Source organism: Sulfitobacter sp. (assembly GCF_036961165.1).
Classification (GTDB): domain Bacteria; phylum Pseudomonadota; class Alphaproteobacteria; order Rhodobacterales; family Rhodobacteraceae; genus Sulfitobacter.
The window spans coordinates 21,388-35,232 of record NZ_JBALVJ010000041.1; the positions used below are offsets into that span (position 1 = coordinate 21,388).

General features: G+C 58.2%; 18 protein-coding genes and 1 pseudogene. 7 read left to right on the plus strand and 12 right to left on the minus strand.

Translation table 11 applies throughout. The features are described from left to right. Positions 1-106: 106 nt before the first annotated feature. Complete coding sequence (locus tag V7730_RS15545; protein WP_335748513.1) at positions 107-1,624, minus strand: citrate lyase subunit alpha; 1,518 nt, start codon at positions 1,622-1,624, stop codon at positions 107-109. 2 nt (positions 1,625-1,626) lie between these two features. Beyond that, complete coding sequence (locus tag V7730_RS15550; RefSeq protein WP_335748514.1) at positions 1,627-2,475, minus strand: FAS1-like dehydratase domain-containing protein; 849 nt, start codon at positions 2,473-2,475, stop codon at positions 1,627-1,629. 140 nt (positions 2,476-2,615) lie between these two features. Here V7730_RS15550 and V7730_RS15555 point away from each other — a divergent pair, with 140 nt between their 5' ends. Together V7730_RS15555 and V7730_RS15560 are read left to right on the plus strand one after the other, a co-directional pair. Further along, a complete protein-coding gene (locus V7730_RS15555) occupies positions 2,616-3,587 on the plus strand; it encodes a Stealth CR1 domain-containing protein (protein ID WP_335748515.1) in 972 nt (323 codons plus the stop codon). 62 nt (positions 3,588-3,649) lie between these two features. After that, positions 3,650-4,687, plus strand: a complete 1,038-nt coding sequence (locus V7730_RS15560; protein ID WP_335748516.1) for an aromatic ring-hydroxylating dioxygenase subunit alpha — start codon at positions 3,650-3,652, stop codon at positions 4,685-4,687. A 62-nt stretch (positions 4,688-4,749) separates the two neighbouring features. Here V7730_RS15560 and V7730_RS15565 read toward each other — a convergent pair whose 3' ends face one another. From V7730_RS15565 to V7730_RS15575, 3 genes are read right to left on the minus strand one after another with little or no spacing between them, the layout of a single operon-like run. Continuing rightward, positions 4,750-5,088 (minus strand): carboxymuconolactone decarboxylase family protein, encoded by a 339-nt coding sequence (locus V7730_RS15565; RefSeq protein WP_335748517.1) that lies wholly within the window; start codon positions 5,086-5,088, stop codon positions 4,750-4,752. A 10-nt stretch (positions 5,089-5,098) separates the two neighbouring features. Next, complete coding sequence (locus V7730_RS15570; protein ID WP_335748518.1) at positions 5,099-5,857, minus strand: amino acid ABC transporter permease; 759 nt, start codon at positions 5,855-5,857, stop codon at positions 5,099-5,101. A gap of 8 nt (positions 5,858-5,865) precedes the next feature. Further along, complete coding sequence (locus tag V7730_RS15575; RefSeq protein WP_335748519.1) at positions 5,866-6,624, minus strand: amino acid ABC transporter ATP-binding protein; 759 nt, start codon at positions 6,622-6,624, stop codon at positions 5,866-5,868. 127 nt (positions 6,625-6,751) lie between these two features. Here V7730_RS15575 and V7730_RS15580 point away from each other — a divergent pair, with 127 nt between their 5' ends. Together V7730_RS15580 and V7730_RS15585 are read left to right on the plus strand one after the other, a co-directional pair. Further along, positions 6,752-7,528, plus strand: coding sequence for a transporter substrate-binding domain-containing protein (locus V7730_RS15580; RefSeq protein ID WP_335748520.1), 777 nt, complete (start codon positions 6,752-6,754; stop codon positions 7,526-7,528). A 65-nt stretch (positions 7,529-7,593) separates the two neighbouring features. Then, entirely contained in the window at positions 7,594-8,973 is a 1,380-nt protein-coding gene (locus V7730_RS15585) for an MATE family efflux transporter (protein WP_335748521.1), read from the plus strand. Between the two features lie 44 nt (positions 8,974-9,017). Here the strand turns inward: V7730_RS15585 and V7730_RS15590 are convergent, their stop codons facing one another. Next, positions 9,018-10,034 (minus strand): alpha/beta hydrolase family protein, encoded by a 1,017-nt coding sequence (locus V7730_RS15590; protein ID WP_335748522.1) that lies wholly within the window; start codon positions 10,032-10,034, stop codon positions 9,018-9,020. A gap of 137 nt (positions 10,035-10,171) precedes the next feature. Here V7730_RS15590 and V7730_RS15595 point away from each other — a divergent pair, with 137 nt between their 5' ends. Genes V7730_RS15595 through V7730_RS15605 form a run of 3 tightly spaced genes read left to right on the plus strand, consistent with a single transcriptional unit; the run spans position 10,172 to position 11,151 of the window. Beyond that, complete coding sequence (locus V7730_RS15595; RefSeq protein ID WP_335748523.1) at positions 10,172-10,324, plus strand: hypothetical protein; 153 nt, start codon at positions 10,172-10,174, stop codon at positions 10,322-10,324. A 21-nt stretch (positions 10,325-10,345) separates the two neighbouring features. After that, a complete protein-coding gene (locus V7730_RS15600; protein ID WP_335748524.1) occupies positions 10,346-10,543 on the plus strand; it encodes a hypothetical protein in 198 nt (65 codons plus the stop codon). Positions 10,544-10,587: 44 nt separating this feature from the next. Next, positions 10,588-11,151: a helix-turn-helix domain-containing protein gene (locus V7730_RS15605; RefSeq protein WP_335748525.1), complete on the plus strand. Its 564-nt coding sequence runs from the start codon at positions 10,588-10,590 to the stop codon at positions 11,149-11,151. Here V7730_RS15605 and V7730_RS15610 read toward each other — a convergent pair. The 6 genes and pseudogenes from V7730_RS15610 to V7730_RS15635 all read right to left on the minus strand — a co-directional run. Next, on the minus strand, positions 11,148-11,474 hold the full coding sequence (locus V7730_RS15610; protein ID WP_335748526.1) for a sarcosine oxidase subunit gamma: 327 nt from the start codon (positions 11,472-11,474) through the stop codon (positions 11,148-11,150). The two genes, V7730_RS15605 and V7730_RS15610, sit on opposite strands and share 4 nt — an antisense overlap. A gap of 7 nt (positions 11,475-11,481) precedes the next feature. Further along, positions 11,482-11,706: a hypothetical protein gene (locus tag V7730_RS15615; RefSeq protein ID WP_335748527.1), complete on the minus strand. Its 225-nt coding sequence runs from the start codon at positions 11,704-11,706 to the stop codon at positions 11,482-11,484. Beyond that, positions 11,699-11,896 (minus strand): hypothetical protein, encoded by a 198-nt coding sequence (locus V7730_RS15620; RefSeq protein ID WP_335748528.1) that lies wholly within the window; start codon positions 11,894-11,896, stop codon positions 11,699-11,701. The genes V7730_RS15615 and V7730_RS15620 overlap by 8 nt, the downstream gene beginning before the upstream one ends. Positions 11,897-11,917: 21 nt before the next feature. After that, positions 11,918-12,738 (minus strand): annotated as a pseudogene (locus tag V7730_RS15625) (hypothetical protein). Positions 12,739-12,766: 28 nt separating this feature from the next. Then, positions 12,767-13,555: a hypothetical protein gene (locus tag V7730_RS15630; RefSeq protein ID WP_335748530.1), complete on the minus strand. Its 789-nt coding sequence runs from the start codon at positions 13,553-13,555 to the stop codon at positions 12,767-12,769. A gap of 28 nt (positions 13,556-13,583) precedes the next feature. Continuing rightward, the coding region (locus V7730_RS15635; RefSeq protein WP_335748531.1) for a 2Fe-2S iron-sulfur cluster-binding protein at positions 13,584-13,845 on the minus strand (262 nt) is incomplete at its 5' end.

Sequence of the window (13,845 nt, forward strand, 5' to 3'; positions counted from 1 at the left end):
GATTCCTCTTTGGCTTTATTCTGATTGTTTTTGTCAGATACTGAATTTGCATGACCATTGCAATAAACTTGATTGTTTTAGTCGGAATAAAATTGCCGACGAAGTATCAAGCCCAATCGAGCAGCCCGCCCGCGCGATGCTCGATCAAAAGGCGGGGGCGGTCAGAAGGTTGGCACCGCACGCGGGTGGCGGATTGTTCAGCCAAGGCCTTTAGTGCGTCAAAGCTGTGTAACGGCAGGCCCGCCCGCTTTAAGTCTGCCACGAGGTCGGCGCGCGCCAGATTGACGGCGATACCTTCGTCCGTCACCAGAACATCGACATGGCGCCCTTGCGTGGTAACGCAACGCACGTCCCCTACCAGCTTCGCATAGCCACCTCCTCCGAGTCCCGTTGTGACAATGGTCAGCCGCGCGCCTTCGGCGGCGTCCGGATGCCCGCCCGGTCCGCCAATAAGCCTGCCATCGCCACCGATGGTGACATTGACATTGAATTGGCGGTCTATCTCAACCGCGCCGAGCACCATGACATCAAGCCTGTTCACGATCGCATTGCTGTCCAAGGGGTTGGCGTACTGCGAAGCGCTCATGGCATGGTGATCGGGGTTGGTGATGGAGGAAGCAACAGCCGCGCCGTCAAAGCACTGCACATCATGAATACGCTCGAACAGACCTGCGCGTTGCAACTCCACATGCGCGCCGGTGATCCCGCCGGACAGAAAGCTGCCGCGCAGGCCTGATGTCGCCATCGCTTTACCAATAAGTGGCACAGCGGCGAGCGAATAACCCCCCGCACCTGTCTGAAGAGATAACCCGTCGCGCATCAGCCCCGCCGCGGCGATAACCTCGGCGACCCAAGTACCAATCTGATGTGCCTGCGGCGTCTGCGCAGGCAACGTGGTGTCTGAGGCAATGCCGCTCACCTCACCGGGGGTGTCGAACGGCAAGACGGCATCGACCTGATAAGCCGGGATGTCGGTGTGGGGCAGGGGTGATTGGGTGATTTCATGTGCACAAACAACTGTGTGGCAGGCATACCCCGCATCTACTTGCGCATAGCCTAACGGCCCGCAAGGCAGCGCACCGCCACGGCCCGTGCATGCGCCGTTAGCCCGCGCTAGTGAGGCTCCCACAAAGGCCACATCAACACTTAGCAGTCCGGTGCCCAATGCCCGCGCCCGCCCGCCATGGCTTTGCAGCAGGGCGGTGCCGCGCAGCGCGCCTGACAACATTGCAGCGGTCACGGGTCCCTTAGCATAGTCTGTCACGACATCACCGATCACGCCGCTACTCATGTGGGCGGCAAGGGGGGCATGCACCGGAAACAAAGAACTTGGTGCGATGGTCAGCCCGCGCAGGCCCCGCCGTGCGGCCTCATCTAGAACCGCATTCATCAACCTATCGCCGTTGCGGTAGTGATGATGGAACGACAGAACTGCGTCATCACCGATGTCAAAGGCATCAAAAGCCGCTGACAGGTTGCGCAAGTGTTTGTCCGCCTGTGGCGCATTGGAGCGAGGCGCGCGCATCGGCAATGGGGCGACTGGCGCAGATTCCATCGGCCCCAATGGGCTACGCAGCGGGCGCGTCAGGCCTGCTATTCGTTCGCCTTGTGTTTCGAACTCCATCGCTAGAACTGCGCGGTGGCTTGCATGGCAAGCCTCCCCTCCGGCGTCGCGGCAGCAAGCGTGACCTTCTGTCCGTCCTGTCGCGCATGCAGGGTGAAAGGTGCTGTATCAAACAGCGGGCTTGCCGCGCGGAAATCAAAGTTGGCAGGTCGTGCGCCGCCCATCACGCGCTGCGCCAGATCCATCAGCAGCGTAGCGATCAATGGCCCATGTACCACCAGCCCACCATGCCCTTCGACATCGCGCGCATAGTCGCGGTCGTAATGAATACGGTGCCCGTTAAAGGTCAGCGCAGAATAGCGAAACAGCATGACCTCGGAGGGGGTGATCGTCTCATTGTGCTGCCAGTCATCACCTACAGGATCGGTAAGCCGCGGTGGCGTGCCCGACGTAGGGTCTTCGCGGTAGACAATGTCATGCTCTTCACAAAACGCGGTGCTAGCTTCGTTACCGACCTCGTGACGCACGGTGACAAAGCACAGCGCGCCGGAGCGACCTTGCTTGAGCGCTACATCCTTTATCACCGATCTCTTGCGGACCTGTTCGCCGATATGCACATCACCGTTAAACCCAAAGCGCCCGCCGGCCCACATGCGCCGCGGCAAGGCAACGGGAGGCAGAAAGCCGCCCTTGGCAGGATGCCCGTCACGTCCCAGCGCACTCAGCGGGGCAGAGCGAAGAAAGTAAATCCAATGCCACAGCGGCGGCAGCGCAGCACCGACCTCAAGGACAGGCGCGCGATCCAATGTCATCTCCATTAGGTTGGCGGGACCGGGATGCAGGGTATCTTCCAGCATCTCTTCGCGACCAATCCATTGCTGAAGGATATCTGGGTCTTGCGTCGGCTGCATGGGCGCTCCTTTGTATGATGTGACGAGTGTCAGATTTGACGCCGTTGCGGTCAAGCCGAAGAAACCTTAATTGCCGGGCTGCCCTTTGTGCAATGGCGCTCTACATTAGTGTCTAATCAAAAATAGGCTTGCCCGACGCTATGTTGAACAAAATCGAAAATGACGCAATAGATGCCGTGGTCACATGGGTAGACGGCCACAAGCCATCTCATCGGGCTTTGCGTGCGCAATATATGGCACAAAACGGCGCACCTCTGAGCGAAAATGCAAGCAATCCGCACCGTTGGGAATCCAGTGACGAAATCTATTTTTGTCTGCTTTCCATCTATAATCATGCACCTTGGGTACGCCATATCTGGATTGTGGTTGACCACGAAGCCCCCGACTTTTCGCTCCTGCCCAAAGCGCTGAGGGCCAAGCTGCGCATCGCCCGTCATAAAGAGGTATTCGCCGGCTACACAGATGTGCTGCCAACTTTCAACTCGCTCGCTATTGAAAGCATGCTGTGGCGGATCGACGGGCTAAGCGAGCGGTTCATTTATTTCAATGATGACGTCTTCCTGACGGCTCCTTTGAAACCCGAAGATATCTTTGCAGGTGGGCATCCAGTCCTGCGCGGGCAATGGCGCGATTATGCGGCGATGATCGTTGATCGGAACGCGCGGGATGATCCTGCGATGTTCAACCACTTCGTCCAGGTTAACGCAGCCGCCTTGTGCGGTTTCGGCCCCGAACGTGTGTTTGCTGCTGCGCATGTGGTTCATCCGATGCGGCGTAGCGTCATGGCACAGCAGTTTGACAGGCACTGCGCGGCCTTTGAGGGCAATATCGCTGCCCGTTTCCGCAAGCTTGAGCAGTTCTTGCCTCAAGGCTTGCACAACCACGCATGCATCACTGAAGGGCAGGCAGTCTTTGCGCCGGTCACAGATTATTTGCATATCAAGAGCGGTCAGGGCGCATTCGACGCGCCCGAGCTTACGCGCGCCCTTTTGTTGGGGAACGCTTTGGCACAGACACGGTTCTTGTGTGTGAACGACCTACCGCAACTCGAAGCGCTGGTGCCTGACGCCCGAAGCCTGATCGGAGAAGCAATCGGCGGCGGTATGCTTTAACGGGGCTTTCATTGGCAGCGGCAAAGGCTAACAATGGACCGGCACAGCTGGGAGCCGGAATAATGTTTTTGAAGAACGCATGGTATGTCGCTGCGTGGGGCCATGAGGTGACGCACGCACTGCGACAGATCGCGGTGCTGGGTGAAAAGATTTGCGTCTACCGAACGGAAGGTGGCGAAGTCATCGCGCTGGAGGATGCCTGCCCGCACCGCAAACTGCCGCTATCCAAGGGGCGCATCAAAGGCGATAATGTGGAATGCGGCTATCATGGGCTGACCTTCGATTATGCCGGCCGATGCGTTTGGGCGCCGGGGGTGGGGCGCATTCCCTCGGACGCACGCGTTAGACCCTATCCTGTGCACGAGAAGTACGGGCTGGTCTGGATCTGGATGGGCAATGCAGCCATCGCGGATGTGGAAGATATCATCGATATCCCCAACTTTGACGATCCTGAGTGGGGGCTGAACACTGGTGCTGCGATGGGGTTGAACTGCAACTACTTGCTGATGTGTGACAACCTTTTGGATCCGACCCATGTGGCGTGGGTGCATGCAGGCTCGTTCGCCTCGGATGCGACCAAGGACACGCCGCTGCGGGTGACCCGCACCGAGACTGGCGTGATCGTGCACCGCTGGATGATGGATCACGCGCCTGCCCCGTTCTATGCCAAGATCGTGCCGTTTGGGGGCAACTGCGACCGTCTCCAACATTACGAAGTGCGCTATCCGGGACATGCGTTGATCCGCGCGGTGTTTACTCCCGCAGGCACTGGTGGTGTGGATGGGCAGCTATCGGATCAGACGTTTATCATGGACAGCTACAATTTCATGACGCCAGTGTCAGAGCGTGAGACGCGCTATTACTGGTTCCAAATGCGCAATCTGCGCCCCGAAGATAGGGCCCTGTCGCAGATGATGTCCGAAGATGTGCGCAAGGCATTCGAAGAGGACCGCGCGGTGCTGGATGCGGTGCAGATCGGGTTAGAGAGCAAGACATCAGCCCATATTGATCTGGGAATTGATGCAGGTCCGCTGCGCTTTCGCAGGCAGTTGGAGGCGATGATCGCGGAAGAAGCTCTGGTGGACGAAAAGATGCGCTAACCATGCTGGGCGGACGGTGCCCCTTACGGTAGAGGGCACCGTCTTAGCTTCGGTTCTTGCGATCAGGAGGACGTAAACTCGTCATAGGCTTCAAGCGCTTTGGCTCCGAAAGCGATAGACGGACCACCGCCCATATAGCCGATCATTTCCAGCGCCTCACACAGCTCTGCACGGGTGGTGCCAAGGCGCACCAGAGATTTGACGTGAAAGCCGATGCAGCTGTCACAACGGGTGGAGATGGCGATACCAAGGGCGATAAGCTCTTTGGTATTTTCATCCAGCGTGCCGTTCTTTTTGGCCGCTTTGCCCATCGTGTTGAAGCCGGCAAACATATCCGGCGCCTGCTTTTGCAACGCGCCCATCCGCTTCATCGTGTCATCAAGGAACTTGGTCCAGCTCATATCGTCTCCTTTAACGGCTTTCATCTGCGCCCATCTTTCGTTCCAGCCAACGGACAAAGAAGCTGATTGCCAGCACTAGCACGAGGTATTCGAGGATCAGCAGAGAATAGATTTCCAGCGGGCGGTATTCTGTCACCACCAATTCGTTCGCGCGGCGCGTTAGTTCTTGCATCCCGATGACCGAGGCAAAGGCGCTCATCTTCACGATATAGATAAACTGGTTGGCCAGAGGCGGCAGGATGCGTCGGATTGCTTGGGGTAAGATCACGTAGCGCATGGTTTGCGCATACGTTAGGCCGATGGTCTTGGCCGCCTCTGTCTGGCCTCGTGCGATGCTCTGGATGCCAGAGCGGTAAATCTCGGCGGTGAAGGCTGAATCTGACAAAGCCAACGTGATGACTGCGCCCCAGAAGGCGTCAATCCGCACAGAGATGCCCATGGATTGCAGGACAACAGGTAGCCCGTAAAACACCCAGAACAACATGGGCAACAGCGGGATCGCGCGGATGAATTCGATGTAGATACGGCTGGGCAGTCTGATCCAGCGGTTTGCGGACATTCCCGGAAGCACCACCAGCAACCCGATCACCATCGACAACGCCGCCGCGATCACCGACAGCAGGATCGTCGCGCCAAACCCGTTGAGCAAAAAGCTGATGTTCGACCAGCCTTTGGGCGTGGTCGGGTCAATGACATACCAACCCCAGTTACCAGAGCCGCCGCAGCCTGCGAGGAGCGTCAGGCACGTCAGAGCAATTAGATTTTTCATGCGCGCGCTCAATGCTTCAAAATTTGTTTGAGGAAAGTGCGACAGCGCTCTGTCTGAGGGTTCTCGAAGAACGTCGCGGGCGTGCCGGTTTCTACGACCTTCCCGTGGTCCATGAAGACCATCCGGTCGGCGGCACGGCGGGCAAAGCCCATCTCGTGGGTGACCACGATCATTGTCATGCCGCTCTCTGCCAGATCGGTGATGACATCCAACACTTCCGAGATCATCTCGGGGTCCAGCGCTGAAGTTGGCTCATCGAAAAGCATGATCTTCGGCTCCATGCACAAAGATCGTGCGATGGCCACGCGCTGTTGCTGGCCACCTGATAGCGCACCGGGCTTTTTGTCGGCCTGCTCAGGTATCTGGACGCGTTCGAGGTATTTCATGGCGCGCGCTTCGGCGTCTTTACGGCTTAGCCCGCGGGCCTTCATCGGCCCCAGAGTGAGGTTCTGCATAATGGTGAGATGCGGGAACAGATTGAACTGCTGAAAGACCATACCAACTTCGGACCGGATCGCCTCGATTGAGGTGGCATCCCCCATTTTCATACCATCAAACATGATACCCCCGCTGTCGTGGGTTTCCAGCGAGTTGACGCAACGGATCAACGTAGATTTACCCGAACCAGACGGCCCGCAAATCACAATCCGCTCCCCATGCGCGACGGTGAGGTTTACATCTTTGATAGCGTGAAAATCCCCGTACCATTTATTCAGGCCTTTGATATCAATCGCGTTTGTTTGATCTACGTCTGCTTGTTTTGCCATGGATAACTCCCCGTCGGAGATTATAACGAATATGAGAGTTGCCCAATGTGGTGCGGGCGTTAAGTTGCATTACACACTAGATTTATCGCTTTAGCGACCACATAGAACAATCCACTGGGGAAGACACATGAAATTGATTAAATCCATCGCTCTTGCGGCAGGCTTTGCCGCCAGTGTTCTGGCGGGACCGGCGCTGGCGCAATCCGCGCTCAACGAAATTTTGAGCGAAGGGAAGCTGAAGGTCGGCACCACAGGCGATTGGAACCCGATGTCTGTGCGCGACCCAGCGACCAACTCTTTTGTGGGCTACGACATCGACATCATGACACAGCTTGCCGCCGATCTGGGTGTCGAGCTTGAGATGGTGCCGACCGATTGGAAGACGCTGGTGAACGGCGTTGTGGCAGGCAATTACCATATGACCGGCTCTGCCTCGATAAGCCCCGCGCGCCTCAAGGCGGCCGGTTATTCCGACAGCTACATCGCGGTTGAGATGTTCCCCTTCACCACCGAAGACAAGCTGGCGAACTTTGACGGTTGGGACAGCATCAACAAAGATGGTGTGAGGGTCGCGACCACGCTGGGCACCTCGTTTGAGAAGATGGTTAAGGAATGGTTCCCGGAAGCGGAGATCGTTGTGGTCGAAGCCCCCGCGCGCGGCTTTCAGGAAGTGCTGTCGGGCCGGGCGGATGTATTCGTGACATCCAACATCGAAGGTTCCGAACTGCTGCAAAAGTTCCCGAATGTACGTCAGGTCGAAGTTAGCGAAGCGCGCGCACCGACACCAATCGCGATGTTGCTGCCACAGACGGATCAAGTCTGGATCAACTACGTCAACAGTTGGATCGAGCTGAAAAAGACCCAAGGCTTCTTTGAAGAAGTCGCTGCGAAATGGGGCCTTTGAGGCAAATATAAACTTACGACGGGGCGCCTTGAGGCGCCCCTTTTCATTCAAAGCAAAGCCTAACCATGATAGATCAAGACCTCACCCAAGGCCCGCTGACCGGCCATTTCCGCCGCCTTGCGATCCCTGCTGCCATCGGCATGCTGTTCAGCACACTCTACAACGTCGTTGATACCTTCTATGCCGGCTTTTTCGGCACCGAAGCGCAGGCGGGGCTGGCAGTCGGATTTCAGGCTTTCTTTATTCTTGTGGCAATTGGCTTTGGCCTAAGCTCTGCGATGAGCGCGCTTGTCGGTAATGCCAAGGGCCGCAAGGACGCGGCAGAGGCGCGGCATTTGGCAGCCCAAGGCATTGGCCTTGCTGCTATGGCAACCCTAGTGATGATTTCGATTGCAGCTTTCGCAGGACCTTCATTGATTGCCATTGTGTCCGAACCGGGCGGCTACCGCGATGCAGGCCTAGGGTATTTCAGCTGGCTGATTTTCGCGTTGCCGGGTTTCATCATGGGACCCGCGGCCAACGGTATCTTGCAAGCGCGCGGTGATACCCGCACCATGCAGCGCGCTCTTGTCGTGGCCTTTTTTGTGAACGTCGGTCTGAATCCGTTGCTAATGTACGGCATTCCGGGCGTTATCGGCGGGCTTGGGTTTAACGGTATCGCGCTTGCTACGATCCTCAGCCAAAGCGGCGTCGCGATCTTCATCCTGTGGCGCGTCTTTGGCCGTGCGATGATGCAAAACCTCAAATTGTCAGAATTCGTCCCCGTTCCCGCAAAGTATTACGAGATCATAGCCCAAGCTTTTCCCGCCGGCTTTGCCCTGTTGGTAACCTTTTCCAGCGGCTTCATCGTACAATACGCGCTGAAGGATTATGGCGAAGCGGCGCTGGCTGCTTACGGTATCACAATGCGGGTCGAGCAGTTGTTCCTGTTGCCTGCGCTGGGCATTACCATCTCTTTGGTACCGATTGCCGCACAGAACTACGGTGCGGGCAAGAATGACCGCGTGCGCGCCGCTTTCCACCGCTGTTGGATTTTGGGCGTGATCGGCACCTCGCTGGCGTTTCCGTTCTTGTGGTTTGGTGGTGGCTGGGCCGCCCGGGTCTTCTCTGATGACCCCGAGGTGATCCGCATCTCGGCCCTGTTCCTGAAGGTAGAGGCGGCGATCCTCCCCATCTACGTGGTGCTTTTCTCGATCAACTCCTTGTTGCAGGCGCTCAAAAAGGCGGCGTGGACGATGTGGATCGGGATTTACCGCCAGTGGATCGGCATAGCCCTGTTTATCTGGCTATTTGCCTATGTGATTGATGGTGGCCTAACCGGCGTGCGGCTTGGCATCGCGGCAGGGGTTGGCACGGGGCTTTTGCTGTCTCTTTGGATCGGTATGCGCGTCGCGAAAGACCGTATCGGCGGATTGGGACTGCCAGCCTTTTTGACAAAGGCCTGAAGAGTGACCCAAGCGGCGTAAATTGCGCCGCTTGGGTAGCCGTCCTAAAGACCCAGCTTCCCCAACATCGCCGCAATGATCTGTGCGTGCACTGCGGCACGGTCGGTACCTTCGGGGTCTGTGCACACCGGATCGTCGTTCTCTTCTTTCAGGATTGCGGCGCCCTGCGGTTTGCACAGCGGCAGTACTGAAAAATGCGCCGCAGGAGCGATGCGGATGACATCGGCCTGTGGGACCACAGTAGGCAAACCCGCGATGTCGAAGTCAGTTGCGAGCAGGCGGCTCTCTCCCTCGCCCAAAGACATCAGGGTAATGTCACCAACCAGACCGGCACTATCTTCCGCTGTGATGCCCCAGATCAGACCGGGGTCCATAGCAAAAACGGACGTGATCCGTGGATCATGGTAGTCCGCGTTCCACTGCGCCTCCGGCACCTCTGTAAGGCCAGCATTCCCGCGCAACAGGTCGGCGCAATGGCTGGACGCTGCACCATAAGCCTCACAATGCGCAACATAGCCTGCGTGGTTCCCGTTCAAGCCGCCGAGCGATAGCGCCGTCCAACCGCCATAGGAAAAGCCGGCCGCCATGATCTGGAGGGGGTCAATCCGGGCACGCAGGTCCGGATCAGCCAGCACAGTATCAAGGGCAAGGCGCATGTCTTGCGCGCGGGTCCAATGCTTAAGCCCTGCTCCCAGATCAAGGTCACCCCAAGTGGAGTTCGGGTGGTTCACCGCAACCACAATCGCGCCGCGTTCCGCGAGGGCTGTTGAAAGCCAACCAAGCGAGCGGATATGCCCGCCCATCCCGTGGCTAAGCAGCACCAGCGGGCGCTTGCCCTCTGCCATCTTCGCATCTTTGAGAACCGCCACTCCTTCGAATACTGGATTTTCGGCATAGGTTTCTGCGTTTCCACCACCGGCAGAAGGATAGTAAAGCGCGCCAGTCAGGCTCCGGCCATGGTGCGGCGCATCGAGGGTCATTTCACGCACGCCGGCCGGATCGGCACCAGCGGTAGAGCCCATCAGCATCAGAGCGAAAGCGGTTTTAGGTAGCAGGTTCATGTCAGTCTCCATTGGTTGAAATATGATGACCGATTGATGTGGAAAACCGCGCTGACCCGCGTCCTGAATCCTGTTTGAGGTCGCCAAGATCGCGTTTTAGGACCATCTTTCTTTAGACACTGGTCGAAAGGACCTTCATGCTCAGCCTACCAATTCCAATGATCAGCGCCCTTGTTCTAGGCTGTCTGCTGCTGCGCCTCTGGATCGTGGATGAACGCCACGGCCCGCTTGCGACGCTACTGGCGCTTTGTGCGTTTCAGGGGCTGATCATCTCGTTGGCTCAGCACTAAAACGTGTCGTGGGCACGTCCCGTGCAACCTGTGACAGCCAGCCTGATCTCGCCAATGGCGTGGGTTGCGTTTCAAGCGACCGCGGTGCGAAAACTTATGCCGCACGATGGGGTGCATCTGATTGGACCAGTTGCCGTAGTGGCGGTCATGTTTGTGCAGCCGCAACAGCTTGATTTTCTGATTCCGGCTATGGTCTGGCTATTGTCTGGCACTGCCTGAAAGGCGCGGATGCCCTGCCTAGGATGCGTCTGGAGGCGGGCGACATGCCGGGTCTGATCTGGCAGATTATCGTTTGGGCCTTGGTAGCCTCGGCGCTAAGCGACGGATTGATCGTTTTGGCACAGATCATGGGCGCGGGGTATCTACAGCCGTGGATCATCAGCATTGCCTCCAGCACAACGCTGGTTGTGATTGGCGCGCTCGCCGTCTCGGGTGCGCTTGGGTCAGGCGTGCCTGATCCCGAAGGGACCACCGCCCCGCGTGAAGCGGACGCTTTGGACGCGCAGATCATGGCGCAGCTTGAGGCTCTGATGGCGCAGACCCAACCTTACCTGAACCCCGACCTCACCATGTCACAACTGTCGCGTCGGTTGCGGGTGCCTGTGAAGCAACTGTCAGGTGCGATCAACCGTGTGACCGGCGATAATGTCTCGCGCTATATTAATGCCGCGCGCATTGCGGCGGCGCAAAAGGCGTTGCTGGCGGGAGAGAACGTCACCTCCGCAATGCTGGGTTCTGGCTTCAACACCAAATCCAACTTCAACCGCGAGTTTTTGCGTGTCGCAGGCGCCAGCCCCAGTGACTGGGTGGCACAGCAGCCCGGTTAAAGCGCGGATTTCATTGCAGTCAGCAAAGCGTGGTGCAAGCTCGCCGCTGAGGCGCGGGGGCCAAGGATGCGCAGGTGATCTTTCAGATCAAGACGCAAGACGTAAACGCCAAGGTGATGAATCGCAGTGCGGGTTGCATCGCCCGTGATCATGGCGCGGATATTGATGTTACAGCACAGCTCCATCACCGCTTCGACACCGTCGCCGTGCATGTCAAAGCAAACCCAAGCATCAGATTGTTCGGTAATGGATGCGGTGGCACCGAACCGCTCCTTTAGGCGGTCGGGCAAGTCTTCATGCGTGGCATAAGGTGCACTGACCATCCATTGATCAGGGGCCCATCAAGAACGCGGCTTCAGGGTCGTGGATGACAGCGCGGCTCGGACCGGGGGCGTCTTCCTTCAACAGCGTTTCCAGATGCGCGCGGCAGGCGGTCTCTTGCCCGCGCCGCGCTGCTACAGAAGCCAGAGCAAGGTCAGCGAGTTCGGTCAGGGTAACGCCGCCATGAGTGTCTTCGCGCGCAGTGATAGCGGTAAGCGGGGCAAGTTCATGCACATTGGCGTTCTCCTTCTGGATTGATGAAATCCGGCGAGACAACCTCGACCTCGACCTCGACCTCGACGGTGAGATCGGTCAACGGTGAGACAAGGCGCAAGCGTACGCCCATGCGCCCCAGTCCGAGGTTGAGCGCGGTTGTGGTCCCGTTAAGCTCATTACCCGTAGCATGGCCTTTTTCGATCCGCATCACGCCCAATGCTTCGGTGCCCTAGGGTGTGACTTTAAATTCCTCACCGCCCGTCATAAGGCGCTGCATCAGCGCGTCCCCATACCGCGAAGGGACCGCGATTTCGAACGCAAGCACGCCTGAGAAGGAAATGCGAAACAGCCGCGCGCGCAGGCCGCCACAAACGGTAACACTTCGTTGCTGATGTCAAAAGCAGGATCAACGATCTTTTGCAGCAGACGGCGGCTGCTGGGACCGGCAACTGTGTATTGCGCCCACCCTTCGGTGGTAGAGATCAGCTGAACATCTGCATCGGGCATCAGGCACTTACGCACGAATTCCATATGCTGGTAGACCTTCGCGGCATTGGCGGTTGTGGTCGTGACAAGTAAATCATCCTCGGCCAGTCGCGCAGCGGTGCCGTCATCCATCACGATCCCGTCCTTGCGCAACATCAAGCCATAGCGGGTCCGATCGACGGCCAGCTTAGCAAAACCGTTGCAGTATATTTTATTCAGGAAAATCGCGGCATCCGTGCCTTGCACGTCGATTTTGGACAAAGTCGTGCAATCGCACACGCCAACGCTGTTGCGCCACGCTTGCACTTCGCGGTCCACGCTCTGACGCCAGTTGCCGACCTCGACGAATACAGCGCCGCGCTCAACCGCCCAATGATGCGATGGGGTGAGGGGTGTGAGATGGAATTCTTTCCCCCGCATCCGGCCGCCGAATGTGCCAATGGCGGTGGGGGTATAGGGTGGGCGGAAAATGGTGGTGCCGACCTGCGGGATGGCCTTGCCTGCCAGCTCTGCCGTGATGGCAAGGCCAAGCACGCTGGATGTTTTGCGCTGATCCATGGCCATGCCCAACGTTGTGTATCGCTTGAGGTGTTCAACGGAACGGAACCATCTCCTGATGGCTAAGCTTCAAATCCTTGACGGTGACATCGTTCTGCTGGTCCAACTTAGCGCGAGAGGCCCCTGCGGCGACCCAGAAGGGCGTTTTCTCAATAGGGGCATCTTCGGCATGTGGGATCTCCGCAGCCTTGATGCCGAACATCTGTGCCCCCGTATGCGCGCCAGAGGACAACGCGGCATGGGTGGAGAACGCACTTTGTGCGGCCCCTGCGACAGCCATGCCTAGTGGCAAGCCGTGTCCGGGCAAGAACGCGGCATGGCTATCATCCCAGGTGGGGCGTCCGCGCTGGTGGCAGGTCAGATGCACGTTGGGGTTCCATCCGCCAGAGACGCCCAAGGCAGCACACTCCACCGTGCGGGTGCTACCATCGGCAAGCTTCATGTCGATAAAGGTGAGGCCAAGGCGGCCCTTGCTGTCGACCACCTGCGCGCCACGCAGCACTTGATAGTCGGGGCTCAGCGGTGCATCGGCGCAGGTATCGATCACGGCGGCGATGGGGACGCCGCTGGCGCGCAGGTCAGAAGCGGTGCGGTGCCCGTCTGCCTTTTTGGTAAAGATCGCGACGCGCTGGGCAGGGGTGGCGGGATAGCGGTTGACGTATGTGCGCAGCGCCGAGGCGAGCATGATCCCGGGTCTGTCTTTGTTGTCAAAGGCGATGGGGCGCTCGGTGGCACTGGCGCAAAGCAGGGTCTGCTGAGCGTAGAAGCGCCACAATATCTGGCGCGGTTTGTTTGCGTCCGGAGTTGGGATGTGGTCGCTCACGCGCTTCACCGCACCGTAGATGCCGTGGTCAAGCGCCGATCACAGTGGCGCGCGTGTTCGGCTCACACCGCGCGCCTTCGCGCATCTCAACAAAGGCGCTAAACTCTTCGGAGCCGGCCGTGCGCGGGCCGCGCGGACGGTGGTATTTGAATGAACGGCCCATGAGTCGGACATCATTTGCCAGCAATGCAGAGGCTAGGCTCAGGACGCATAACCAGAATATGACGGTTGCTGCGAGAGCGATGGCGGACAAGAATACCTTCGGGCATCTGTCGTAGCGGGTAGCCACG